Raw genomic sequence first — 25,744 nt, forward strand, 5'->3', positions numbered from 1 at the left:
AAGAGAAAAAGCGTCTGCAAGTGGGAAGCGCAGAGACGGACGAAATAGTGCAAAAAGGGCAAAAAAAAGCGCCAGGCAAGCCTGACGCAAAAAGGAAAAGAAAGGCAGTACGCGGCGATCAACTTACCGGTTCCGACGACGGCGCACCGTAGTGGAACGCCTCGTAACGGTACCCATACTGGCTGTCAGATTCGATGCCGTTCAGCACCGCGCCAAACAGCGTCACGCCGTTGTTTTCAAAGCGTTTTACCGCCTGTACAAACTCCTGCTGCGACTCTTTGTGGTAGCCCGCCACCATAATCACGCGCCCGGCCTGCTTAGCGAGGATCACCGCATCGGTGATCGGCAGCACCGGCGGGGTATCGATGATCACATAGTCAAAGTGTACCCGGGCCCAGCTCAGCCCGTCCGCCAGCGCGCTATGCATCAGCAGCTCGGAGGAGCGCGTGAGGTACTGTCCACAGGTCAACACTTTCATACCTGCTTCCGGCCCGTCACGCAGCGCATCCTGAAACGAGAGCTTGCCGTGGAGCACTTCCGCCAGCCCCGGCGTCTGGGCGCAGGCCAACAAATTATGCTGGGTTCCGCAGCGCAGATCGGCGTCAATCAGCAGCACGCGCTTATCCGCCTGCGCCAGCACCGCCGCCAGATTGCTGGCGATGAAGGATTTCCCGGCACCGGAGATGGCGCTGGTCACCACGATAATCGAGTCGGATTTGTGCCTCTGACCAAGGGTAATGCTGGTGCGCAAATTACGAATCGCCTCAACAGCGATATCCGCTGAGTTCTCTTTTGCCAGCAGGGTGCGCGAGCGCAGCCGCATTTTGCTGGAGATTTTGCGATTCTGATCGCGAAGCCACTTGCTGACCGGCACCATCGCCAGCACCTCAAGCCCGGTCTCTTCGATAATCGCCGGCGACGACAGAGCATTGCGCATCGCCTTTTTAAACAGCACCCAGCCGCAGGAGACCATCAGCCCGAACAGCATCCCCAGCATGCACAGCAGGGCTTTTTTCGGGGCGATGGCGCGCGTTTCCGCTACCGCCGGGTCGACGATGCGCGCGTTGTTGACCGTGCTGGCCTGCATGATCTGCAGCTCCTGGCGCCGCGTCAGCATCTGGGTGTAGATCTCCTGACTGGTTTGCACATCGCGGGTCAGCTTTAAAATTTCCTGCTGCTTGCGCGGCATCGTGGAGATGTTGTTGTTGAGTTGAGAGAGCTGCTTCTTCAGCACCGTCTCTTTTTCCGCCAGCGAGCGCGACACCGGGTGACCCGGCGTGTAGAGCTTGGAGATCTCCGCCTTGCGGAACAGCACATCGTTGAGCTGCGTTTGCAGCGCGGTGGTGGTGTCCAGCGCCGCTTTGGCTTCGAGCGACATATCCACCGACTCATTCTGCTGCTGGAAATCACGCAGGCTGGCGATGGCGTCATTCAGCCGCTTATCGATGCCGGGCAGCAGATCATCGACAAACTTCAGGCGTTTGGTGGTTTCTTCCGCCTTGCGCGCCAGCCCCTGCTCCAGGTAGAACTGCCCAATGGCGTTCAGGACGCGCACGATGTGCAGCTTGCTGCTCCCGGTAAGCTGCACCGACAGCAGGCCGCTCTCTTTGCCCACGTCGCCAATGGTCAGGCGCTGAAGCAGGCCGTTGACCACATCCAGCTCATACAGCCGCGTCACGGTAAACTCGCTGTCGGGTTGCGCAGCGATACGCGTCACCCGCAGCGTAACGCCGTGTTGCTTCACCAGTTGATTGAGGTGGCCGCTCAGGGTTTCGCCTTCCGGGAGCGTCAGCGTCCAGCTTTCGGGCGTCACCACACGAAACGCCAGCGGAACGTTAATGTACTCCGGGGGAACCTCCAGCGTTGGGATGGCCACGGGCGCAGGGACGTTGTCCGCCTCCCGCCACAGCAGACGGTCAACAAAGCCGTTGGGTTTAATATCCGTCAACATGCCCAGCGATTTGCTGACGTTACCCAGCACCATGCGCGACTGTAATAGCCCGATTTCCGTGGCGGCGTGTTGGGTATCGCCCATCATGTTATCGGTAATGCGGTTCAGCAGCGTCTGGCTGGAAGACTCATCGACCTGAATCAGCATATTGGCCCGGTAAACCGGGGTGGCGCAAAATGCATAAATAGCGAACGCGAGCATGCTCGCCGCGGTAATAATGGCGATCTGGCGTTTATTACGCAGCAGTTCAAAAACAAGATCGAGGAGATCGATATTTTGCGTATCGGATCTGTTGTCAGTTAACATAATGAATCTCACCGCCCGTTACGGGCAAAAAATAGCTTTCCAGGTTGCTGCGGCTGTTTCCATGCGCATAAATATTGAGATATTGAATTCGCGGCTTTTCATATAGGGATCGGCAATATCGCGGTCGCCGGTTAACCACTGGCCGAAAAGTTTGACCTTTCCACACAGCATGGGGTTTACGCGCAGTAGCCGCCGCCGCATGTCCTGCTCCATCACCAGCAGCAGATCGTAGTGCGCGGCGTCAGCCATCGAAAATTGCACCGCCCGATGGTCGCTGAGATCCAGCCCCTGTTCGGCCGCCAGCGCCTGCATCATGCTGTCCGCTGGCGCGCCCTCCACCGCATTCAGCCCGGCGGATGCGACCCTGAGACCCGGCACGGCGCGCTGAAGCAGCCGCGCCGCCACCGGTGAACGGCATACGTTGCCAATACAGATCACCTGCACCGATCCAATCATTACCATTGCCTGATGTAGCGGGTGGTTTCCGTCATGTCATGCACGCCGCTGATGGTCGGCACGAGCTGACTGATGACGCGATTCCAGCGCGAAATCGGTGCCGTGGTGACATAGACAATGTCGTAGGGCTGCAGCTGGAAGCCGGTGCCCAGTACCAGCGCGCTGGCATCCGAGACATCCAGCTGATAGAGCGTGGCGATCTTCTCCGCTGGCTTAGCGGCCCCGGTGCTGCCGGGATTGCTGCGAATAACGAACACGCCGGTGGCATCTGCGGCATTCTGGTTAATCCCCTCGGCCTGGCTCAGCGCTTCGGTAAGGGTCATGCCGCTGCTGTCCATTTTCAGCGTGGTTTGCTTGTTCACTTCTCCCATGACAAACACTTTCTGATCGTCGTTACGCGGCACATACAGGATGTCGCCGTCCTGCATCAGGCGGTTCTGGGTCAGGTCGCCGGATTTGAGCAGCGCCTGAAGCGACACCAGCTCTTTTTTGCCGTTATGGGTAAACACCGCGTTGCGCCAGTCGGCGCTGTCGGTCAGACCGCCCGCCTGGTTAATCGCGTCAATGATGGTAAGCGGCACGTTGGTCACGGGCTGCGAGCCGGAGTTTTTCACTTCTCCGGTGACGTAGGCTTTTTTCGAGCGAAACGCGGCGACGCTGACGTCGACCTGGGGCTGCTCAATCCAGGGCGCAAGCCGTGAGGTAAGCGACTCACGCACTTCTGCGATGGTTTTCCCGGCCACGGATACCTTGCCGGCGTAGGGGTAGAAAATGGCCCCGTCCGGCTGCACCCAGTTGCCGGTATCGCTCGCGCTGCGGTATTGCCCCGCCGGGGTCGTTAATTCCGGATGATCCCACACCGTCACCATCAGGATATCCCCAATACCAATATGATACTGATACTGCGAAATCTGCTCATTCAGCGCCGAATTGGCCTGCGCAACCGGTATTTTCACCGCCAGGCTGGAGAGCAGCTGCGGGGTAACAGGCACCACGCTAATAGCCGCATTAATATCCCCCGCAGCGCTTGTCGTCTGCGGCTCACTTTTTTTATTGTGGACGGAAATATGACTGCCGGGCACCAGCGTGCAGCCCTGCAGGACAAATGCAGACAGCATTATCGCAAGATAATGTTTTAAATTTATTGCCATAATAGTTAAAAGTCTCGCGCGGAAAGCGCCAGGGGTTCAGGTCAGAATGAAAGCGGTGAAATTAATTAAATCCCGTCAGGAAAGCAATCAATAAAGATATCCCTCTGTGAAATTAAGAGTTTACAGGATAAATTAAATTGACCGCAGTTATGTTTTAAATAAAACCCAGGCTTTAATTGTTTTCTGCATTAGACAGAATTATCAGTCCGTTAAGCACAGACGAAATATTTAATGCGGCTTACCCGCCATCTACACAGCGAAATACTCTTCATTCTGATGAATTACCAGGAATAGACTTAATTATTTTTAAAAATGATAACAAGCGCAAAATCATTCAGACTGAATATGAATTAAAATGGCGCACTCTTTCCCACCGGGCGCGCATATGGATATCAAAACACTGCGTTATTTCGTTGAAGTGGTTCACCGCCAGAGCTACACCCAGGCTGCGAATGCGCTTTACGTTACCCAGCCGACCATCAGCAAAATGCTGCGCAATCTCGAAGAGGAGGTGGGGTCAACGCTGCTGATCCGCGACGGTCGTAAGCTGATGCTGACCCCCAGCGGCCAGGTGCTGTACGAACATGCGGCAACCATTCTGGCGGAGCTGCGCGAGCTGGAAAACGCGCTTGAAGATATTGGTCAGATGAATACCGGAACCCTGCGCCTCGGGGTATCGCCGCTGCCCGGCGTGCAGATTGCCGGGCCGGTCAGCCTCTATCGCCAGCGCTATCCCGGCGTAACGGTAAAAATCACCGAGCATGACGATGCCGCCGCGCGCGAGGCGGTGCTCAACGGGACGCTGGACGCGGCGCTGACCTCCAGCCCGGTGGAGCAAAAGCAGGGTTTTGCGGCGCTGACGCTTTTCAGCCATCCGCTGTATGCGCTGGTGCCGCGCTCGGGGCGCTGGCTGGACAGGAAAAGCGTCGATATTGCGACGGCGGCGCGCTACCCGCTGCTGCTGTGCAGCGAAGAGACAGTGCTGAACCAGCAGCTGATGGCAGACTTCGCCCGGCAGTCGATTACGCCTGAGGTCGCGGTACGCAGCAATCAGTGGGATTTTCTGGTGGAGATGGTGCAGGCCGGCATGGGCGTGGCTATCGTGCCCGCGCCGGTCTGTGAGTCGCTGAATGCGGCAGCGCTTCGCTGGCTGCCGCTGGATTCCCCGCTGCGCTGGGAGCTGGTGCTGTTCTGGCGCGACGGGGTGTGGCTGTCGAACAGTACGCGGGCGTGGATTGCCTGCTGCCAGACGTTCTGGCCCGCGTCGGAAACGTAGCGCGTTCGCCCCGCGTTCCCGTATCGCTTATTTATTCTCGACAAGCAGCGCTTCGAGCAGATCGAGGTCGTGCAGCATCTTCTGCATTGTCTCGTTGCTGATCTGCTGCGTGGCGCGCAGGTGGTACAGTTCGGCACGTTCGGAGCGCAGCGCCGCGAGGCGGAAGCGTCGCTCAAGGTTCTCCTCAAGCTCGGTGTTTTCCACATCGTTACGCCCGTCGGCCCGACGACGCAGGTTCCCGATGACGCGCGAGCTGACCTCTTTCAGCAGCTGATTATCGATATTCTCGTTCACGTCCGCCGCCAGCCGCTGCTCCATTTTCTCAATGGCGACAATCGCGACGTCGGCCGTGGCGGATTTCGCCATGCGCTCTTCCTTACGCGCTTTCCCCGGATCGGGCAGCTCGACGTTCTGCAACAGGTACGGCAGCATAATCACCCCGACAAACAACGACAGCAGGATGACTCCCGCGGCCAGGAAGACCAGCTCGTAACGCGCCGGGAAAGGCTCGCCGGAGGGCAGCAGCAGAGGAATGGAGAGCACACCTGCAAGAGTAATCGCCCCGCGAACCCCGGCAAACGAGGAGACCAGCAGTTCACGCGTGCTCCAGCTGCCAAACTCCATCGGTTTCTTTTTGAGAAAGCGCAGGCTAAAGCGCTTCATCACCCATAGCCACAGAAAGCGTACCCCGATAAGCGCGCCGTAAATCAGCAGCACATCAGTAAACAGCATCCACATCTCGACGTTCGGATCGGCTTCGGCGGCGCTCAGCGAGGTTTCCATAATCCCCGGCAATTGCAGGCCCAACAGCAGGAACACCATGCCGTTAAACACGAACTCCAGCATCGCCCAGACGCTGTTGGCGCGCAGACGCATCGCCAGCGGCGCGCGACGCATCACGCCGGAGCGGGTGATGGTCATCCCGGCCGCGACCGCCGCCAGGATACCGGAAAAACCGATATGCTCGGCAATCAGATAAGACGCGAACGGCAGCAGGAACAGCAGCACGATCTGGGTGGCCGGCTCATCACCGCCCCAGCGGCTGAGCAGGCGCAGGGAGCGGCCATAGAGCCAGCTCACGGCGATACCGGCCAGCAGGCCACCAATCGCCACCTTGAGGAACTCAACCGTGGCACCGCCGACGGTAAACACCATGGTTCCCATCGCCACCGCGACGGCAAACTTCAGCGCCACCAGGCCGGAGGCGTCGTTCATCAACGCCTCGCCCTGCAAGATACCCATGATTTTCTTTGGAATACGTCCTTCACCGACGATACCGGACAGCGCCACGGCATCCGTTGGCGAAAGGACCGCCGCCAGCGCAAAGGCGGGGATCAGCGGGATACCCGGCACCAGCCAGTAAATGAGAAAGCCGATGCCGACAACGGTGACCAGCACCAGCGCCAGCGCGAGGCCGATAATCTCTCGCCCGTGGTCGAGGAACTCACGCGTCGGCGTCTTCCAGCCGTCGGCAAACAGCAAGGGCGGAATAAACAGCACAAGAAACAGTTCGGGGTTGAAGTCGACGTGCAGCCCAAAGGTTGGCCAGGCGAGGATGGCCCCGATGCCGATCTGCATGAGCGGCAGTGGGATCTGGAACGGCAACATGCGCGTTGCCACCCCGGAGAGTGAGACCACAAGGGTCATGATGAGGATTGTGAAGAAGATTTCCATGCGTTCCCTGAATGTGATGTTGCTTAAACATTTAACCTGTCACTGTTAATGATAAAACATCACACGAAACATAATGGAAACCGGATGTGCCTTAAAAACAAAAATGCGGGCCGAAGCCCGCATCGAAAGGTAAACGCCGCGGATCAGATAGCCCATCCGCCCGCATAAAACGCCACCAGCGCAACGGCGATCAGCACGGTGCCCAGGTTCAGGCGACGCCACTCCCCGCTCACCACACGGCCAATCACCAGCGAGGCGAAGCCGATCATAATCCCGGTAACGATGTTACAGGTCAGGACGATAAACACCGCGGTGATTAGCCCGGACATGGCATCCACGAAGTCGGCAAAGTCGATTTTCGCCACGTTGCTCAGCATCAGCAGACCCACGTACATCAGCGCAGGCGCGGTCGCGTAGACCGGCACCAGGTAGGAGAGCGGCGACAGGAACAGGATCAGCAGGAACAGCACGCCGACGGTCAGCGCCGTCAGACCGGTTTTGCCGCCCGCCGCGGTACCGGCCGCAGACTCGATGTAAACCGCTGCCGGTGCAGCACCCACCAGCCCGGAGAACACGCTGCTCAGGGAGTCGGTGGTCAGCGCTTTGCCGCCGTCGACGATCTGGCCGTCTTTATCCAGCAGGTTCGCCTGGCCCGCCACCGCACGGATGGTGCCGGTGGCGTCAAACACCGCGGTCATCACCAGCGCCAGCACGCTTGGGATCACCACCGGGTTCAGGGCGCCCATAATGTCGAGGCTGCCAATCAGCGAATTGCCGTTCTCATCGCTCAGAGACGGCATCGCGAACAGGCCGGAGAAGTGCACGTTCGGATCGAAAATCAGGCCCACCACGGAAATACCGATGATGGTCAGCAGAATTCCGCCCGGCACCTTGAGTTTTTCCAGACCGATAATCACCGCCAGACCGATCAGCGACATGATCACCGGGAAGCTGGCGAAGTGGCCGAGCGCCACCGGCAGGCCGTCGAGTGGGTTTTTCACCACGAGGCCGACGCCGTTGGCGGCGATCAGCAGCAGGAACAGGCCGATGCCGATCCCGGTACCGTGCGCCACGCCCTGAGGCAGGTTACGCAGGATCCAGCTGCGAATACCGGTGGCGGAGATGATGGTGAACAGCACGCCCATTAGGAATACCGCCCCGAGTGCAACCGGCACGCTGATCTGCTGGCCGAGCACCAGGCTGAACGCGGTAAACGCGGTCAGGGAGATCGCGCAGCCAATCGCCAGCGGCAGGTTGGCCCACAGGCCCATGAGGATTGACCCCACGCCCGCCACCAGACAGGTGGCAACAAACACCGCCGCAGGTGGGAAACCGGCTTTGCCGAGCATTCCCGGCACCACGATGACGGAATAGACCATCGCGAGGAAGGTCGTCAGACCCGCAACGATTTCCTGACGCACGGTGCTGCCGCGTGCAGAGATTTTGAACCAGGCGTCGAGTGAACCGCCGTTACGCGCAGAAGGCGTAGACATAGTGAAACATCCCCTGAAATTATTATCGTTTGCTCCGGTATGCAGTGGACAACCCGCTGCCGATTAAACGTTTCGGTCCCGTGCCGCGTTGCAGTCCAAAGGCGGATCGCAAAAAAGCAAACGTTTAACTCTGCATACAGAAGACGGCTACACATCAACAGCGCCCGACGCATGAGCGAGGAGCGCTGTCGCAGGCAAACGATTATCCTGTGTTATTGGCGGGGTTTTCAAACATAATTTGCGCCGTTTCGCCAAAATAACGGCATTGCGGCGTGGGAATGGTCACAGGATGCGCAAACGTTATCGTTGCTGCGCAACCTGATAACATTTTTCTTACCCTCCGGGGATGTCAAACGGGCCGCCCTGGGCAATAGCGCGCTCGAACGCCGGACGCTGCTGAATACGCTGGTACCACGCGTTGGTGTGCTCCAGATCGCGCATCCCGCCGCGCGCCAGCAGCGCCATCACCGGATAGCTCATCTGGATATCGGCAATGCTGAAGCTTTCGCCGGCAAACCAGGTGGACTGCGCCAGGTGGTTTTCGATGTAGTCCGCGTGGGTCACCAGCTGTTTATTGAGATACGCCTTCTGCACGCCCTGCCCGAGCGCTTTGCCGATCGGCCGCAGCGCCCAGGGCACCGGCTTCTTTCCGAGGCTGGTGAAGACCAGCTTCATCAGCAGCAGCGGCATCAGCGACCCTTCCGCATAGTGCAGCCAGAAACGGCAGGCCAGCTTCTCGCCCGGCGAGTCGGGGCGCAGCAGGTTGTCGCCGTCATAGGTTTCCTGCAAATACTCCAGTATCGCGCCGGATTCCGCGAGGATCAGCCCGTTGTCTTCCACCACCGGTGATTTTCCCAGCGGATGCACTTTCTTCAGCGCCGGCGGGGCCAGCATGGTTGGCTCGCGCTGGTAACGCACAATCTGATACGGCAGGTTGAGTTCTTCCAGCGCCCAAAGCACGCGCTGCGAACGAGAGTGGTTGAGATGGTGAACGATCAGCATGGCGAACCTCGTGGTTATTCAGTTAATTAACTATAGGTAACCGGCCAGCCATGCGGCAGAAATTTATTAACCCGGCGCTACTCCTCCAGCAGGCGCGCACCGGTGCCCTGTTCGCCCAGCCGGTCGCCAGGGTTGCGCAGCGGGCAGTCGCGGTGCGACAGGCACCCGCAGCCGATGCAGCCATCCAGATCGTCGCGCAGCGCGGTCAGCGTGTGGATGCGGCGATCCAGCTCATCGCGCCACTGGGACGAGAGCTGCTTCCAGGCTTTGGCATTCATTTTCTGCCCTTCAGGCAGCACGCCCAGCGCCTCGCCGATGGTGCCAAGCGGAATACCGATACGCTGGGCAATTTTGATGATAGCCACCGATCGCAGCACGTCGCGACGATAACGCCGCTGGTTCCCGGCGTTGCGCGTGCTCTGAATCAGACCTTTGCTCTCATAGAAGTGCAGCGCCGACACCGCCACGCCACTGCGCTTTGCCACCTCGCCCGGCGTCAGCAGCGTTTTAACGCGCGAATTTTTCTTCTCCATAGCTCTTTACCTCAAGTTAACTTGAGGAATTATACTCCTGGCCACACTGAACGGCTAATCGATAACTCAGCATGAGGAAGAGCTATGTCACATCAGGAGATCGTCAGCGCCCTGACGGCGTGGATCGATGACCACATCGATCAACCTATGAATATCGACGTGGTGGCACGAAAATCAGGCTATTCGAAATGGTATTTGCAGCGGATGTTTCGCACCGTCATGCACCAGACTCTGGGCGAGTACATTCGTCAGCGGCGGCTGCTGATGGCGGCCGAAGCGTTGCGCACCACCGAGCGCCCTATTTTTGATATCGCCATGGATTATGGCTACGTGTCGCAGCAAACCTTCTCCCGCGTGTTCCGCCGGGAGTTCGATCGGACGCCGACCGATTACCGCCACAGCGCGTAACCCTGCCGTTACTCCGGCTGCGGGATCGCTGCCGCCTCAGGTTTATCGACCCAGGCGATAAACGCCTGAGGCGGCAAGGCTTTTGCGAAATACCATCCCTGACAGAACTGTACGCCGCGCTTTAGCAGCCAGTTCACCTGCTCGAGGGTTTCCACGCCTTCGGCAATCACCTTCAGACGCAGGCTCTGCGCCATCCCGATAATATGTTCCGCCACCAGATGGCTGGCGCCGTGGGTAGCCAGCGGATCGATAAAGGATTTATCTATCTTCAGGATATCGACGTTCAGGGAGTGCAGATTGTGCAGGTTGGAATAACCGGTGCCGAAATCGTCGATGGCAATTTCATACCCTGCCTGGCGAAACGCCTGAATAACCGGGGTGGTCTTCGGCACATCAATAAATCCACGCTCGGTAACCTCAATCTTAATCTGATGGGGCAGCACCCGGTAACGCACCAGCTTATCGGCAATCATGGCGATAAGCCGCGGCGAATTAAAATCCGTCGCCGACAGATTAAGCGAGATATAGAGCTCACGCTGCCCGGCGAGATAATGGCCCAGATCGTTAAACAGCCGGTCCACTACGTAATCCGTCAGATGGGCAATCATCCCCTCTTTTTCCGCCAGCGGGACAAACTCCGCCGGGCTCATGGTCATTCCGTTAAAGGCAGGCCAGCGCAGCAGCGCCTCGGCACCCACGCAGCGGCCATGACGAATATCGATAATCGGCTGGTAATAGAGGCACAGCTGCTGCTTGTTCAGCGCACGGGTAAGCCGGCGACGCGGGGAGTTGAGCTGCTGGCGGGTGCGTGTCCACACCACAATCACAATCACACTGCAGATGAGGCCGAGCGGCAGCGTCAGCGTTAACTCATGCCAGAACTGATCGTGGAACCGCGTCATGGTGGTGGAGACGATAATCGCCACCGGACGGTTCGGAGAGCGGGCAATAGTATAGAAGCGGCCATCAAGCTGGAAAGTCTGCTCTTTACGTCGAATGAGCGGGCTGAGCGTTTTCATATCCCCGTGTGGGCTCAGGGAGAAAAACTCATCGTTAATCGTATCGTAGGTGCCATAGATAATGGAGGCGTCATCGGACATGACATCGCCATAGGCGCGCGGGTTGATCACCACCGCATAATTCCCCTCGCGCATATAAATCATTTTATATCCGGCATAAAACGGGGTGTCGCGATAATAATAGATGGCGGTATCGGGTGGGCGCGTAAAATTAGCGTGGCGAATGGTCCACGGATGCGGCAGCGTAAATTGCGTGGAACATAAAAAATTATCGCCGCGGGCGTAAATGATATCTTCAACAAATAAATGGCCGCGCACAATATCCAGCATAAACTGGCGGTGCGCGTCGCTGCAGATGTCACCTCTGAAACTTGCCGCCATCGAACGGGCAAGCAGCGCGTCCTGCACCACCATGCTGGTGCGGTTAAGAATTAACTGCGCAAACGAGCGCAGATGATCGCGGGTATCGCTCACCGCGCGCAGCTGGGCAAACCAGACTGAAAAGATCACCGGCAGTAATACCACCATGATAATACCGGTAATACGCAACGCCCTACGCCCTGCCGCGTGATGCATGATGGTCAGATATCCCTGCTAAACGTGTCACTTTTGACGGCGTTCAGACACGTCATAAATTGGCATTACGGTGCATGAAGATAGCGTATTTGGCAACTGACTTTTTTATTCCCGCACGCCCCTTGAATACTGCTCTAAATATAGCCAGCGCAACTAAAGTCAAATTTCAGGCTGTGCATCACAAGCCAATCGTTTTATTTTCCCAGAATTACGGTTTTTCTTAATCACGAGGAGCAAACCGCGACGAAAAAATAATCGGCAGAAGAGTAGTTAATTACGCCGTTCGGTTTTGTCGCGGCTGACGTTTTAATTGTGCATCATCGGTTCAACAGCGCAGCCAGAAGAGCCAGCGTGCGCCTCACCGTGCAACGCCTAAAACGCCGCCGAACGCGCACCGATTGTCGTCGGGCGTCCGGCTGCGCAACCTGTCCTGCGAAGCCTGTGCTGCGTCGCCGGACACGCGATCTGCGCTGTCAGAACTGGCGATATAATCATCAAATGTGATAGAGTTCACACAACTCTTGTAACAGAGTGCAATTCTCTTTTTTACCCTTTCGCATCTGCTGGTCGCGCAGACCTCTGGCGCACGCGCTGACGCGGAATGCGTGGATTTTTGCTGAGGATGTTTTAATGGCTACCATAACTACCGGCGTGCTGCTGATGCGCTGGCCGTTACTGAGCGCGCTGCTGATGTTTTTGGCCAGCACGCTGAATATTCAGTTGCGCAAGACCGACTATCGCGGGCTGGCGATTATCTGTACCGGACTTGGCATTGCCGCCGCCTGCTGGTTCGCCACCGGCCTGCTGGGCATTACCCTGTTCGATATGGCTCGGGTCTGGGAAAACGTGAAGACCATAATGGTGGATGCCGCCATGCAGGCGCCGCCACAGTTTCCGGTGATGTAGCACCCCGCCTGTCGGATAAGCGGTAAACACGACGCCGCCATAAAAAAAGCCTCTGCGAACAGAGGCTTTTTTGTTTTCTGAAGCAGACGTGCTGCGGATCAGAACGGGATATCGTCGTCGAAATCCATCGGCGGCTCGTTGGACTGTGCCGGCGCGTTGTTCTGCTGCTGCGGGCGAGACTGCGCGCCGCCGCTGAACTGGTTGCCGCCCTGCGGCTGCTGAGGCTGACCCCAACCGCCCTGCTGCTGCTGGCCGCCGCCCATACCGCCACCGGCCGGTGCGCCACCGCCCTGACGGCCACCCAGCATCTGCATGGTGCCGCCCACGTTGACCACGACTTCGGTGGTGTATTTTTCAACGCCCGCCTGATCGGTCCATTTACGCGTCTGCAGTGCACCTTCGATGTAAACCTGAGAACCTTTACGCAGATATTCACCGGCCACTTCCGCCAGCTTGCCGAACAGCACAACGCGGTGCCACTCGGTTTTCTCTTTGGTTTCGCCGGTTTGCTTATCGCGCCAGGACTCTGACGTGGCCAGGGTAATGTTGGCAACTGCGCCACCATTTGGCATATAGCGAACTTCCGGGTCCTGACCCAGATTCCCGACGAGAATCACTTTGTTTACGCCTCTGCTGGCCATGTTCGTGTCTCCTGAAAAACGTTTCTTTAGAGTGTAAACCGTGAGGTCTACCATTGAAACCGCGTAGTGTAATCGCTGCGAGCCTCATTCCACAATGTCTTTGCAGAGAAACATTATTGCAAGGCAATCTGGACAGCGCCTCCCAACACTGTATATCCATTCAGGTTAATTTGTGTCATAATTAGCCGTTTCTGATCGCCGGTTGTCCTTCTGTCTTCAGCCGCGACCTCATCCTGTTGCGATGCCGCAGAGATGCCGCCGCAGGCGAAGAAAATACCAGGCTTACGCTTTTATTCCGGGAAAGGTGAATGGATAAGATCGAAATTCGGGGCGCCCGCACCCACAATCTCAAAAACATCAACCTCGTTATCCCCCGCGACAAGCTGATTGTCGTGACCGGGCTTTCGGGTTCAGGCAAATCCTCTCTGGCTTTTGACACCCTCTATGCAGAAGGGCAACGTCGTTACGTCGAGTCGCTCTCGGCCTATGCGCGTCAGTTCCTGTCACTGATGGAAAAGCCGGATGTTGATCATATCGAAGGGCTTTCGCCGGCGATTTCCATCGAACAGAAATCCACGTCGCACAACCCGCGCTCCACGGTGGGTACCATCACCGAAATTCACGACTACCTGCGTCTGCTTTATGCCCGCGTGGGCGAGCCGCGTTGCCCGGATCACGACGTGCCGCTGGCGGCGCAAACCGTCAGCCAGATGGTCGATAACGTGCTGTCCCAGCCGGAAGGCAAGCGCCTGATGCTGCTGGCACCGATCATCAAAGAGCGTAAAGGCGAGCACACCAAAACCCTGGAAAACCTGGCGAGTCAGGGCTATATCCGCGCCCGTATCGACGGCGAAGTGTGCGATCTCTCCGATCCGCCGAAGCTTGAGCTGCAGAAGAAGCACACCATTGAAGTGGTCATTGACCGCTTCAAAGTGCGCGAAGACCTGACCCAGCGCCTGGCCGAGTCGTTCGAAACCGCGCTGGATCTCTCCGGCGGCACTGCGGTGGTTGCCGATATGGACGACACCAGCGTGCCGGAACTGCTGTTCTCTGCCAACTTCGCCTGCCCGGTGTGCGGCTACAGCATGCGTGAACTTGAACCGCGTCTGTTCTCGTTCAACAACCCGGCGGGTGCCTGCCCGACCTGTGACGGGCTTGGCGTGCAGCAGTACTTCGACCCGGAACGTGTTATCCAGAACGGTGAGCTGTCGCTGGCCGGCGGTGCGATCCGCGGCTGGGATCGCCGTAACTTCTACTATTTCCAGATGCTGCGCTCAATGGCGGAGCATTACAAATTCGACGTCGATGCCCCCTGGGACAGCCTGAGTGCCAACGTGCAGAAGGTTGTGCTGTTCGGTTCGGGCAAAGAGACCATTGAATTTAAATACATCAACGACCGCGGGGATACCTCCGTGCGCCGCCATCCGTTTGAAGGCGTGCTGCACAACATGGAGCGTCGCTATAAAGAGACGGAATCCTCTGCGGTGCGTGAAGATCTGGCGAAGTTCATCAGCAACCGTCCGTGCGCTACCTGCGAAGGAACGCGTCTGAATCGTGAAGCGCGCCACGTGTTTGTCGAAGACACCGCGCTGCCGACCATTTCCGACATGAGCATCGGCCATGCGATGGACTTCTTCAACAACATGAAGCTCTCCGGTCAGCGTGCGCAGATCGCCGAGAAAGTGTTGAAAGAGATTGGCGATCGCCTGAAGTTCCTGGTGAACGTCGGCCTTAACTACCTGACGCTCTCCCGCTCAGCGGAAACCCTGTCCGGCGGTGAAGCCCAGCGTATCCGTCTGGCAAGCCAGATTGGCGCAGGGCTGGTCGGCGTGATGTACGTGCTGGACGAACCGTCCATCGGCCTGCACCAGCGCGATAACGAGCGTCTGCTCGGCACGCTGGTTCACCTGCGTAACCTCGGCAACACGGTTATCGTCGTCGAGCACGACGAGGACGCCATTCGCGCTGCGGACCACGTGATTGATATCGGACCGGGTGCCGGTGTGCACGGCGGCCAGGTGGTGGCGGAAGGTACGCTGAAAGACATTATGGCGGTGCCGGAGTCGCTCACCGGTCAGTTTATGAGCGGCAAGCGTAAGATTGATGTGCCGAAAAACCGTGTCCCTGCCGACCCGGAAAAGGTGCTGAAGCTGAGCGGTGCGCGCGGCAACAACCTGAAAGATGTCACCCTGACGCTGCCGGTGGGCCTGTTTACCTGCGTCACCGGCGTATCCGGCTCCGGGAAGTCGACGCTTATCAACGACACGCTGTTCCCGCTGGCCCAGCGCCAGCTCAACGGCGGCACCCTGGCCGAACCGGCGCCCTATCGCGAGATCCAGGGGCTGGAGCATTTCGACAAGGTGATCGACATCGATCAGAGCCCGATCGGCCGTACGCCGCGCTCTAACCCGGCAACCTACACCGGCGTGTTTACTCCGGTGCGTGAGCTGTTTGCCGGCGTGCCGGAATCACGCTCGCGCGGCTATACGCCAGGCCGCTTCAGCTTTAACGTGCGTGGCGGGCGCTGTGAAGCCTGCCAGGGCGATGGGGTTATCAAGGTCGAGATGCACTTCCTGCCGGATATCTACGTGCCGTGCGACCAGTGCAAAGGCAAGCGCTATAACCGCGAAACGCTGGAGATTAAGTACAAGGGCAAAACCATCCATGAAGTGCTGGATATGACCATCGAAGAAGCGCGTGAGTTCTTCGATGCCGTTCCGGCGCTGGCGCGCAAGCTCCAGACGCTGATGGATGTTGGCCTGACCTATATTCGTCTCGGTCAGTCCGCCACCACGCTCTCCGGCGGTGAAGCCCAGCGCGTCAAGCTGGCGCGTGAGCTGTCAAAACGCGGCACCGGGCAGACGCTCTATATTCTCGATGAGCCGACCACCGGTCTGCACTTTGCGGATATTCAGCAGCTGCTGCAGGTGCTTCACCAGCTGCGCGATCAGGGCAACACCATCGTGGTGATTGAGCACAACCTGGACGTGATTAAAACCGCGGACTGGATTGTCGATCTCGGCCCGGAAGGCGGGAGCGGCGGCGGGGAAATACTCGTTTCCGGTACGCCGGAAACCGTGGCGGAGTGCGAAGCGTCGCACACCGCGCGCTTCCTGAAGCCTCTGCTGAACGCCTGACAGAACGCCCCTTACGGGGCGTTTTTTTTAGCCTGCCAGCTGCTGTCTGGCGCTTTCGGGCAGCGAATCCACCACCTGCTGATAGGACGCATCCACCAGAAAATAGAGCTGAGAGTCCGGCAGCGCACCGTCCAGATGCACCGTGCTCCAGTGGGCTTTGTTCAGACGCGCGCTGGGGAACACGTCGTCATGTTCGTCGCGCAGCAGTTCGGCCAGCGCCGGGCTGGTTTTCAGCGAAATAGCCGGGCGATCGTCAACGTCATGCACCATCGCAAACAGCACGTCCGCCACTTTGATCTGCGTGGCCTTCCAGTCGCTGTGGACGTCCTGGGTTGCGCCCGCTTTGTTCATGCAGTATTGCAAAATCTCCGAATGCGTCATTGTTCATCTCCTTGTAGCGTCACGATAATTTTTCGTGCGCCGCCGTGGATACGATGTTCTCCCAGCCAGATCCCCTGCCACGTACCGAGCTGCACCCGGCCCTGACTCACCGGCAGCAGGAGCGATACTCCCAGCAGCGACGACTTAATGTGCGCTGGCATATCGTCCGGCCCTTCGTAGTCATGCTCGTAGGGTGCGTCGTCCGGTACGGCCTTAAGGAAATGGCGCTCCATGTCCTGGCGTACCGTCGGGTCACAGTTTTCATTCAGCGTGAGAGACGCGGAAGTGTGTTGAAGCAGCAGGTGTAACAGCCCCGTTCTGATACGCGACAGGGCCGGTAGCTGGCCGAAGATTTCCTCGTTAACCAGATGAAAGCCGCGCGGTTTCGCTTTAAGCGTCACGGTCTGCTGAACCCACATAATGTACTCCTGTAAAAGAATGTCCCGTTAAGTGTGTAAGCTGCGCGCCAAAAGGCAAAATCCTTGCGGTAATTTAATGTAAATGGCACGGCGCAGGCAGGGCCGGAGGCGGCGTCGCGCAGAAGGCAGAGGAAAAAAAACGAGGCGGCAAACGGGATGCCTGTCGCCTCGTTCGATGGCTGCAAAGTCAGTAAGTGCTTACATTACAGCGGCGAAGGCCTGCGCCACGCGGTGAACGTTGCGGCTGTTGAGGCCCGCCAGGCACATGCGCCCGCTGGCAATCAGGTAGACGCCGAACTCCTCGCGCAGCCGTTCCACCTGGGCAGCGCTCAGGCCGGTGTAGCTGAACATCCCACGCTGGCGCAGCAGATAGTCAAAATCACGGCCCGGCATGGCGTCTTTCAACACCCTCACCAGCTCCTGACGCATGGCGATGATACGCAGACGCATCGCTTCCACCTCGGCCAGCCAGCCGGCTTTCAGCGTCGCATCGTTGAGTACCGTGGCGACGACCTGCGCGCCAAAATTCGGCGGGCTGGAGTAGATACGGCGCACCGTGGCTTTCAGCTGGCCCAGCACGCGACTCGCCGCCTCAGCGTCATCGCACACCACGGACAGCCCGCCGACGCGTTCTCCGTAGAGCGAGAAGATTTTTGAGAAGGAGTTGCTCACCAGAGCCGGAAGCCCGGCGCTGGCGATAGCCCGGATGGCGTAGGCGTCCTCTTCCATGCCGGCGCCAAAGCCCTGATAGGCGATATCGAGGAACGGGATCAGTTCGCGCGCTTTCAGGATAGCGGTCACGCGGTCCCACTCGTCGTTCGTCAGGTCGGCCCCGGTCGGGTTGTGGCAGCACGGGTGCAGCAGCACGATGCTGCGCGCCGGCAGCGTGTTCAGCGTCTCCAGCAGCGCCTCAACGCGCACGCCGCCGGTGGCCTCGTCAAACCACGGGTAGGTATTCACCTCAAAGCCCGCGCCCGCGAAGATGGCAACGTGGTTTTCCCACGTTGGATCGCTGACCCACACCTGTGAGGTCGGGAAGTAGCGCTTCAGGAAGTCGGCACCCACTTTGAGCGCGCCTGAGCCGCCCAGCGTCTGGATAGTGGCAATGCGCCCTTCACGCAGCGCCGGGTGATCGGCCCCAAACAGCAGCGGCGCGATGGCGCTGCGGTACGCGTTCAGGCCTTCCATCGGCAGATAGAGCGACGCCCCGTGAGGCTGGGCGTTGAGCCGCGCCTCGGCCTGGGCTACCGCGTCCAGCTGCGGAATAATGCCGTCTTCGTTGTAGTACAGACCGATGCTGAGGTTGACTTTATCCGGGCTGGGATCGTCTTTGAAACGTTCCATGAGGGACAGGATGGGGTCGCCGGCGTAGGCGTCAACGTTCTGAAACACGCGTGGTTCTCCAGAGTTACGGTGGGGTATCGAAACACAATAAACCGGATAGCACGGGAGATCGAGAAGTTACTGGCGTGTTAATACGTGACGGGGAGAGGACCTGAGCGGGCGACGGCGCGCCGCCCGCGTGGAAGCCGGGTGGCTTAGTCGGTGTAGCGCATCGCCACCCGCGGCGTCAGGCGGGTGATAAGTTCGTAAGCACTTACTTTTGTTATCTCAGCGATACGCTCGACCGGCAGCGATGGCCCCCAGAACAGCACTTCATCGCCGGGGCGCTCCTGCGCATCCAGGCCGAGATCGACACAAATCATGTCCATCGCCACCCGCCCGACAATCGGCACTTCACGGCCGTTCACCTGCACCGGCGTGCCTGACGGCGCACAGCGCGGATAGCCGTCGCCATAGCCCATCGCCACCACGCCCAGACGGGTGTCGCGCGTGCTGGTCCAGGTGCCGCCGTAGCCCACCGGTTCGCCCGCGTGGTGCTCGCGCACCGCAATCAGGCTTGAGGTCAGGGACATGGCGGGCATAAAGCCGGCATCTGCCGCCCGCGCCCCGCCCTCCAGCGGCGACACGCCGTAGAGGATGATGCCAGGGCGCACCCAGTCAAAGTGCGACTGCGGCCACAGCAGAATGCCGCCGGAGGCCGCGATAGAGCGCAGGCCGGGCTTGCCCTCGGTAAAGGTGGTGAAGATATCGAGCTGGCGCTCGGTAGCACCGCATTCCGGCTCGTCGGCGCGGGCGAAGTGGCTGACCACGTTCACCGGCTGACGCACGTTCGGACAGCGGACCAGGCGCTGATAGAACGCCTCCGCCTGCTCCGGCAGCACGCCGAGACGGTGCATCCCGGTATCCAGCTTCATCCACACGGTAACCGGGGCATCAAGCTGCGCCTGCTCGAGCGCGGCGAGCTGCTCGTCGCTGTGCACCGCGGTGTGCAGTTCAAGCCGGGAAATCATCGGCAGGTCGGCGGCGTTAAAGAAGCCTTCCAGCAGCAGAATGGGTTGGGTGATACCGCCTTCGCGCAGGCACAGCGCCTCTTCGAGACGCGCCACGCCAAAGGCATCGGCCTGAGGAAGGGAACGGGCGGTCTCCAGCAGACCATGCCCATAGGCGTTTGCTTTCACAATCGCCACCAGCCGGCTGGCAGGCGCCAGTTCGCGCAGGCGTTGCAGATTGTGTCGCAGAGCGCGGCGGTTAATAACAACGGTTGCCGCTTGCATTGTCTTTCCTTGCTGTTGTGTAGTCTCTGGTTTTCTTTGCGTAATAATTTGGCGTTATTGGCGCAGCGAGTTTGGGTGCGGCCAGCGCACAGCCACCGGAGCGTACTCAAGTACGTGAGGATGGCGAGCACTGCCCAAGCCCAAAATCGCAAGTAAAATAGCCAAATTCGTCATTCGTCGTCGTACTGAGGTCCCGCATAGTTATCAAACCGCGACCACTGCCCGTTAAACGTCAGGCGCACCGTCCCGATCGGACCGTTACGCTGCTTGCCGAGGATAATTTCGGCGATGCCTTTCATGTCGCTGTTCTCGTGATACACCTCATCACGGTAGATAAACATAATCAGGTCGGCATCCTGCTCGATGGAGCCGGATTCACGCAGGTCGGAGTTCACCGGACGCTTATCAGCGCGCTGCTCCAGCGAGCGGTTAAGCTGCGAGAGCGCCACCACCGGCACCTGAAGCTCTTTCGCCAGCGCTTTGAGCGAGCGCGAGATCTCGGCGATCTCCAGGGTACGGTTATCGGAGAGGGACGGTACGCGCATCAGCTGAAGGTAGTCGACCATGATAAGGCTCAGGCCGCCGTGCTCGCGAAAGATACGGCGCGCGCGGGAGCGCACTTCAGTCGGCGTCAGGCCCGAGGAGTCATCAATATACATATTGCGCTTCTCAAGCAGGATGCCCATGGTGCCCGAGATGCGCGCCCAGTCCTCGTCGTCCAGCTGGCCGGTACGGATACGGGTCTGGTCAACGCGCGACAGCGAGGCGAGCATACGCATCATGATCTGCTCTGCGGGCATCTCCAGACTGAAGATCAGCACCGGCTTGTCCTGCAGCATCGCTGCGTTTTCGCACAGGTTCATGGCGAAGGTGGTTTTACCCATTGAAGGACGCGCCGCCACGATAATCAGGTCTGAACGCTGCAAACCGGCGGTTTTCTTGTTGAGATCCTGATAGCCGGTGTCCACCCCGGTGACGCCGTCATGCGGCTGCTGGAACAGGGTTTCGATACGCGCGACGGTGGCTTCAAGGATCTGGTCGACGCTCTTCGGCCCTTCGTCTTTATTGGCGCGGTTTTCGGCGATCTGGAATACGCGGGATTCCGCCAGATCGAGCAGTTCATCGCTGCTGCGCCCCTGGGGATCAAACCCGGCGTCGGCAATTTCGTTGGCGACGCTGATCATGTCGCGCACTACCGCACGTTCACGCACGATATCCGCATAAGCGCTGATGTTCGCGGCACTGGGTGTATTACGGGAGAGATCCGCAAGGTAGGCGAACCCACCGACGCCGTCCAGCTGGCCCTGCTGCTCAAGGGATTCCGAGAGCGTAATCAGGTCGATGGGTTTACCCATCTCCTGCAGGCGCTGCATTTCGGTAAAGATATGACGATGCGGCCGGGTGTAGAAATCGTTGGGCACCACGCGTTCTGCCACGTCGTCCCAGCGTTCGTTGTCCAGCATTAACCCGCCCAACACCGACTGCTCCGCTTCGATGGAGTGTGGCGGCACTTTCAGCCCGGCGACCTGCGGATCGCGGGTTTCAGAAGGTTTGTTGAAGGGTTTATTTCCTGCCATAGTGAATGGAGTTACCGAGTTAGATTAGGGAAACGGGGCATTATATACCCTTGTCGGGTCAGGTTGCAGTCGCATTGACGCGGCCTGAAGGGTGACGGGTATAAACCGCCGCACAACGATATGACACCGGAGGAGACATGGCAACACGTATTGAATTTCACCAGCATGGCGGACCAGAGGTGCTCAGCGCCGTGGAGTTTACCCCAGCCGACCCTGCCGCGCATGAGATTCAGGTAGAGAACCGCGCTATCGGCATCAACTACATTGATACCTATATTCGCAGTGGCCTCTACCCTCCTCCGGCGCTGCCGGCCGGGCTGGGCACCGAAGCCGCAGGCGTGGTCAGCAAAGTGGGCCGCGACGTTAAGCACCTCAAAGCGGGCGACCGGGTGGTGTACGCCCAGGCCGCGCTGGGCGCCTATAGTACGGTGCACAACGTGCCTGCCGATAAGGCCGCGCTTCTGCCGAACGCCATCTCTTTTGAACAGGCCGCGGCCTCGTTTCTGAAAGGCCTGACGGTCTTTTACCTGCTGCGTAAAACCTATGAAATCCAGCCCGAGGAGCCGTTCCTGTTCCATGCGGCGGCGGGCGGCGTTGGGCTGATTGCCTGCCAGTGGGCGAAGGCGCTGGGCGCGCACCTGATTGGCACCGTCGGCTCGGCGGAGAAAGCGCAGCGTGCCATCCAGGCCGGGGCGTGGAAAACCATCAACTACCGGGAAGAGAATATCGCCGAGCGGGTGCGGGAGATCACCGGCGGCAGAAAGCTGCGCGTGGTGTACGACTCGGTCGGAAAAGATACCTGGGAAGCGTCGCTGGACTGTCTGCAACGTCGCGGGCTGATGGTGAGCTTCGGGAACTCGTCGGGGGCCGTCACCGGCGTTAATCTCGGCATTCTCAATCAGAAAGGGTCGCTCTACGTCACGCGCCCGTCCCTGCAGGGCTATATCACTACTCGCGAGGAGCTGGATGAAGCCAGCGCCGAGCTGTTCTCGTTGATTGCCAGCGGGGTCATTAAGGTGGAGGTGCCGGAAAGCCAGCGCTTTGCCCTGGCGGATGCCCGGCACGCGCACGAGACGCTGGAGAGCCGCGCCACGCAGGGATCGAGTCTGCTGATCCCTTAAATAGTCAGGGCTTCCCGAGGGAAGCCCTTTTTCTTATTGTTCGTTCTGCCTGTAGGGTACAGAACGATGAATTCGTGTAACAGCCGCTGCATAGTGACAGATCCGCCCGGTAAATCCTATTCTGCGACGGCCACCGCAGGGATAAAAGTTACAAAGATGTGATCAATCACGCATCCATCAGTAACGCCAGCGGCGCTTAACGGTGTAACGCCGGGTCTGATAGCGCGTCGGTTGGGGCTTTTTGAAGGCTCTCACCACCCACACGATCGCCACCGCCAGCAGCAGCCACGGCAGCATGTGCAGGAACAGCACAAACAGCCCGCCAAACATCATCACTATGCTTGCCAGCACCAGCGCGGCAAGAATGCCAAACAGCGATACGCCGGTACCGAGCAGCACCAGAAAAAAGGCGACCACAAACAGGAGTTCCAGCATGCGTCATACTCCACTTAACCCATAATGGTATGACTCTTACAAAATACGTGCCAACTTTAACGTATTGAATAAGCAACAAAAAGCCCCGCGCAGACGCGCAGGGCGTGGTCAATTTCACCAGGTTGTGGCGGGTTTAACGTCGTCCCGCAACCTGCTGCAATGCATTTTCGAGCACCTGAATATCCGCGCCCGGCTTATGCGCATTTTCACTCAGGTAGCGCCGCCATTGACGCGCGCCCGGGATACCCTGGAACAGGCCGAGCATATGGCGCGTGATATGGCCAAGATACGCGCCCTGACTCAGTTCACGCTCAATATAAGGGTACATGGCACGCACCACCTCGAACGGATCGCGGCCGCTACCCTCCACGCCAAAGATCTCGCAATCGATGTTCGCCAGAATGCCGGGGTTCTGGTAGGCCTCGCGCCCGACCATCACGCCATCCACGTGCTGAAGATGCGTTTTCACCTCATCGAGCGTTTTAATTCCGCCGTTGATGGCTAGCGTGAGCTGAGGGAAGTCGCGCTTCAGCTGCCAGACGCGCGGATAATCCAGCGGCGGAATTTCGCGGTTCTCTTTCGGGCTGAGGCCCGAGAGCCAGGCTTTGCGGGCGTGGATGATAAACATCTCGCACTCGCCGCGGCCCGATACGGTTTCGATAAACTCGCACAGGAATTCGTAGCTGTCCTGCTCGTCAATGCCGATACGGGTTTTGACGGTGACCGGAATAGAGACCACATCGCGCATCGCCTTCACGCAGTCGGCGACCAGCGGCGCGTCGCCCATCAGGCAGGCGCCGAAGCGGCCATTCTGCACGCGGTCTGACGGGCAGCCGACGTTGAGATTGATTTCGTCATAGCCACGGGCTTCCGCCAGTTTCGCACACTGCGCCAGCTGCGCCGGATCGCTGCCGCCCAGCTGAAGCGCAACCGGATGCTCCTCCTCGCTGTACGCCAGATAATCCCCTTTACCGTGAATGATGGCACCGGTGGTGACCATTTCGGTGTAGAGCAGCGTATGGCTCGACAGCAGGCGCAGGAAATAGCGACAGTGGCAATCGGTCCAGTCGAGCATGGGCGCGATGGAAAAGCGGTGTGCGGGAAACGTCGAAGCGGATTTTTCAGGCAACATAGTGGCTACAGGGTTGGTGTTCCGGGTCAAAAAACAGGGGCGGGACTATAGCATAAAAAAGAACCGGAGGCGTGAGCCTCCGGCGCGGTTATCAGAAGGTGAGGCTCAGCTGCGCCCCGGCCCCCCAGGTCTCGTCTTCGCCCACCAGGCCCGTGAGGTCGAGCCGCACTTTTTCGAACGGTGCGAAGCCGACACCGGCGGTCACGACGTTGGCATCGTTGTCCTTCACGTCAGCGCGGTAACCGGCGCGAACCGCCAGCCAGCTCAGCGGACGGATCTCACCGCCGACGCCCACGTACTGGGAGTCATCTTCGCTTTTGAAGTGCTTGGTCGGGGTCAGATCGCCATCGGCGCTCAGGGTAACCAGATCGTTTTTCCACGCCACGCCAGCGGTAACCAGCGGACGGATCTGATAGGTATCCTTGAAGCCGTTAACCTCTTTGGTATCCAGGTCGCGTGACATCAGGTTCTGGCCACTCAGGCCAACGGTCCAGTTTTCGCCGAAATCTGCCGCCACGCCAGCATCGACGTTGAAGCCGGTATCGTCTTTACGATAGCGGTTATTACGCAGATCGCTGCTGTCGTAGTTATAGATGGAAGCGGAGTAGTTATACAGCCAGGTCTGCTGCAGTTTCGGGGTCACACCGAAGGACACCGGCACGCCGCCGATATCAAATTTCTTCGCCACGGCAATACCGTAGTCGGTGACAATCGCGGCGCGACCAAACGCCGATGAGCGCAGGTTGTCCGTGATGGCGTCCCCGCCGTTGATGACCGCGTTAAGAATTTCGCCGCCGGCGAACAGATCGTTATTTTGAATAGTACGCAGGTAGGTAATGTCGTTCGGGTCAATGCGTGAGCTGATACGCGCGTGGGCGTAGGCTTTGGTGACGAACGCGACCGACAGCACGTCGTTAGGAATACTGACCGCTACGCCCGCCGCGGCATTCGCCCGGGCAGATTTACCGTCGAGGTATTCCAGCTTATCAGCCAGTTCGCCCGCGGCGCCCTGGAACTGACGGAAACGGGTGCCAATGTTCAGCAGATCGCCCGGCCCGAGGCTGTCGACAATATCGTCGTAGTAGTCGATGCGATCGCTGATCTCGTCGATCTCATCGCGCAGGTTATCTGGATCGGTGATTTGTGCCTGAACCGCCGGCAGAATTACCGTAATGTCGTCTTCCGGCTCGGCTTTCGCCAGCAACGCCGGGTTAATTAATACACCACTGCCATAATGGGCTGACGCAACGCCCGTGCCCCCCATCGCGTCGCCACGCGCTTCGGCCCAGTTATTTGCAGCATAAGCCTGGTGCGCAAAGACGCATGAGAGTGCGATGGATACCACCGAAGGTTTGAATAATTTTTTCACAGTGTACCGTCTTATTATCAGATGAAGACTTATACCCCTGCCAGTTCAGGCGGCGAAGGGGCTGGCGATTGCTGTAGTGCATAACGAAACGGCCGAGGCCCAAAAGAATGGTCTGACTTCCCTGTAATTTTTTTAACGTTACTAAATGTATATAGACGAGGGT

22 protein-coding genes are annotated in these 25,744 nt (G+C 58.8%); 5 read left to right on the top strand and 17 right to left on the bottom strand.

Annotated features, from left to right (window positions below; genetic code table 11):
- Positions 1 to 118: 118 nt before the first annotated feature.
- From DW58_RS17595 to DW58_RS17605, 3 genes are read right to left on the bottom strand one after another with little or no spacing between them, the layout of a single operon-like run.
- Positions 119 to 2,257 carry a polysaccharide biosynthesis tyrosine autokinase gene (locus DW58_RS17595; RefSeq protein WP_024548654.1) on the bottom strand — a complete coding sequence of 713 codons (2,139 nt, stop codon included), beginning with the start codon at positions 2,255 to 2,257 and terminating at the stop codon, positions 119 to 121.
- Positions 2,258 to 2,275: 18 nt separating this feature from the next.
- The gene (locus tag DW58_RS17600) at positions 2,276 to 2,713 is read right to left on the bottom strand and encodes an arsenate reductase/protein-tyrosine-phosphatase family protein (protein ID WP_024548655.1); all 438 of its coding nucleotides are present in this window, start codon (positions 2,711 to 2,713) and stop codon (positions 2,276 to 2,278) included.
- Positions 2,713 to 3,864 carry a polysaccharide export protein gene (locus DW58_RS17605; RefSeq protein ID WP_024548656.1) on the bottom strand — a complete coding sequence of 384 codons (1,152 nt, stop codon included), beginning with the start codon at positions 3,862 to 3,864 and terminating at the stop codon, positions 2,713 to 2,715. Before DW58_RS17605 ends, DW58_RS17600 begins: the two co-directional genes overlap by 1 nt.
- A 385-nt stretch (positions 3,865 to 4,249) precedes the next feature.
- On the opposite strand from DW58_RS17605, the gene DW58_RS17610 reads away from it, so the two are divergent.
- Positions 4,250 to 5,140, top strand: a complete 891-nt coding sequence (locus DW58_RS17610; RefSeq protein WP_024548657.1) for a LysR substrate-binding domain-containing protein — start codon at positions 4,250 to 4,252, stop codon at positions 5,138 to 5,140.
- A gap of 27 nt (positions 5,141 to 5,167) precedes the next feature.
- Here the strand turns inward: DW58_RS17610 and DW58_RS17615 are convergent, their stop codons facing one another.
- From DW58_RS17615 to soxR, 4 genes are all read right to left on the bottom strand, one after another.
- Positions 5,168 to 6,814: a Na+/H+ antiporter gene (locus tag DW58_RS17615; RefSeq protein ID WP_024548658.1), complete on the bottom strand. Its 1,647-nt coding sequence runs from the start codon at positions 6,812 to 6,814 to the stop codon at positions 5,168 to 5,170.
- 143 nt (positions 6,815 to 6,957) lie between these two features.
- Positions 6,958 to 8,307: an NCS2 family permease gene (locus tag DW58_RS17620; RefSeq protein WP_024548659.1), complete on the bottom strand. Its 1,350-nt coding sequence runs from the start codon at positions 8,305 to 8,307 to the stop codon at positions 6,958 to 6,960.
- 333 nt (positions 8,308 to 8,640) lie between these two features.
- Positions 8,641 to 9,309 carry a glutathione S-transferase family protein gene (locus tag DW58_RS17625; protein ID WP_024548660.1) on the bottom strand — a complete coding sequence of 223 codons (669 nt, stop codon included), beginning with the start codon at positions 9,307 to 9,309 and terminating at the stop codon, positions 8,641 to 8,643.
- A 77-nt stretch (positions 9,310 to 9,386) separates the two neighbouring features.
- Positions 9,387 to 9,842, bottom strand: coding sequence for a redox-sensitive transcriptional activator SoxR (gene soxR / locus DW58_RS17630; protein ID WP_024548661.1), 456 nt, complete (start codon positions 9,840 to 9,842; stop codon positions 9,387 to 9,389).
- A gap of 84 nt (positions 9,843 to 9,926) precedes the next feature.
- On the opposite strand from soxR, the gene soxS reads away from it, so the two are divergent.
- On the top strand, positions 9,927 to 10,250 hold the full coding sequence (soxS, locus tag DW58_RS17635) for a superoxide response transcriptional regulator SoxS (protein WP_024548662.1): 324 nt from the start codon (positions 9,927 to 9,929) through the stop codon (positions 10,248 to 10,250).
- An 8-nt stretch (positions 10,251 to 10,258) separates the two neighbouring features.
- Here the strand turns inward: soxS and DW58_RS17640 are convergent, their stop codons facing one another.
- A complete protein-coding gene (locus tag DW58_RS17640; RefSeq protein WP_024548663.1) occupies positions 10,259 to 11,845 on the bottom strand; it encodes an EAL domain-containing protein in 1,587 nt (528 codons plus the stop codon).
- Between the two features lie 630 nt (positions 11,846 to 12,475).
- On the opposite strand from DW58_RS17640, the gene DW58_RS17645 reads away from it, so the two are divergent.
- A complete protein-coding gene (locus tag DW58_RS17645) occupies positions 12,476 to 12,751 on the top strand; it encodes a YjcB family protein (RefSeq protein WP_024548664.1) in 276 nt (91 codons plus the stop codon).
- Between the two features lie 98 nt (positions 12,752 to 12,849).
- On the opposite strand, the gene ssb1 is transcribed toward DW58_RS17645, so the two are convergent.
- Complete coding sequence (ssb1, locus tag DW58_RS17650) at positions 12,850 to 13,392, bottom strand: single-stranded DNA-binding protein SSB1 (protein WP_024548665.1); 543 nt, start codon at positions 13,390 to 13,392, stop codon at positions 12,850 to 12,852.
- 308 nt (positions 13,393 to 13,700) lie between these two features.
- On the opposite strand from ssb1, the gene uvrA reads away from it, so the two are divergent.
- On the top strand, positions 13,701 to 16,529 hold the full coding sequence (gene uvrA / locus DW58_RS17655; protein ID WP_024548666.1) for an excinuclease ABC subunit UvrA: 2,829 nt from the start codon (positions 13,701 to 13,703) through the stop codon (positions 16,527 to 16,529).
- A 27-nt stretch (positions 16,530 to 16,556) separates the two neighbouring features.
- Here uvrA and DW58_RS17660 read toward each other — a convergent pair whose 3' ends face one another.
- The 5 genes from DW58_RS17660 to dnaB form a co-directional block, all read right to left on the bottom strand.
- Positions 16,557 to 16,910, bottom strand: coding sequence for an MmcQ/YjbR family DNA-binding protein (locus DW58_RS17660; protein ID WP_024548667.1), 354 nt, complete (start codon positions 16,908 to 16,910; stop codon positions 16,557 to 16,559).
- Positions 16,907 to 17,329, bottom strand: coding sequence for a secondary thiamine-phosphate synthase enzyme YjbQ (locus tag DW58_RS17665; RefSeq protein ID WP_024548668.1), 423 nt, complete (start codon positions 17,327 to 17,329; stop codon positions 16,907 to 16,909). The genes DW58_RS17660 and DW58_RS17665 overlap by 4 nt, the downstream gene beginning before the upstream one ends.
- A gap of 198 nt (positions 17,330 to 17,527) precedes the next feature.
- Complete coding sequence (gene tyrB, locus DW58_RS17670) at positions 17,528 to 18,721, bottom strand: aromatic amino acid transaminase (RefSeq protein ID WP_024548669.1); 1,194 nt, start codon at positions 18,719 to 18,721, stop codon at positions 17,528 to 17,530.
- Positions 18,722 to 18,867: 146 nt separating this feature from the next.
- Positions 18,868 to 19,947, bottom strand: a complete 1,080-nt coding sequence (gene alr, locus DW58_RS17675; protein WP_024548670.1) for an alanine racemase — start codon at positions 19,945 to 19,947, stop codon at positions 18,868 to 18,870.
- A gap of 170 nt (positions 19,948 to 20,117) precedes the next feature.
- On the bottom strand, positions 20,118 to 21,524 hold the full coding sequence (gene dnaB / locus DW58_RS17680; RefSeq protein ID WP_024548671.1) for a replicative DNA helicase: 1,407 nt from the start codon (positions 21,522 to 21,524) through the stop codon (positions 20,118 to 20,120).
- Positions 21,525 to 21,661: 137 nt separating this feature from the next.
- Here dnaB and DW58_RS17685 point away from each other — a divergent pair, with 137 nt between their 5' ends.
- A complete protein-coding gene (locus DW58_RS17685; protein ID WP_024548672.1) occupies positions 21,662 to 22,645 on the top strand; it encodes a quinone oxidoreductase in 984 nt (327 codons plus the stop codon).
- Between the two features lie 177 nt (positions 22,646 to 22,822).
- Here DW58_RS17685 and pspG read toward each other — a convergent pair whose 3' ends face one another.
- The 3 genes from pspG to DW58_RS17700 form a co-directional block, all read right to left on the bottom strand.
- Complete coding sequence (pspG, locus tag DW58_RS17690; RefSeq protein WP_024548673.1) at positions 22,823 to 23,080, bottom strand: envelope stress response protein PspG; 258 nt, start codon at positions 23,078 to 23,080, stop codon at positions 22,823 to 22,825.
- A gap of 133 nt (positions 23,081 to 23,213) precedes the next feature.
- Complete coding sequence (gene dusA / locus DW58_RS17695) at positions 23,214 to 24,212, bottom strand: tRNA dihydrouridine(20/20a) synthase DusA (RefSeq protein WP_024548674.1); 999 nt, start codon at positions 24,210 to 24,212, stop codon at positions 23,214 to 23,216.
- A 91-nt stretch (positions 24,213 to 24,303) separates the two neighbouring features.
- Positions 24,304 to 25,581 (bottom strand): conjugal transfer protein TraF, encoded by a 1,278-nt coding sequence (locus DW58_RS17700; protein ID WP_024548675.1) that lies wholly within the window; start codon positions 25,579 to 25,581, stop codon positions 24,304 to 24,306.
- Positions 25,582 to 25,744: the final 163 nt, after the last annotated feature.

The sequence above is a fragment of the Siccibacter turicensis LMG 23730 genome (genome assembly GCF_000463155.2).
In the GTDB taxonomy this organism is placed as follows: Bacteria; Pseudomonadota; Gammaproteobacteria; order Enterobacterales; family Enterobacteriaceae; genus Siccibacter; species Siccibacter turicensis.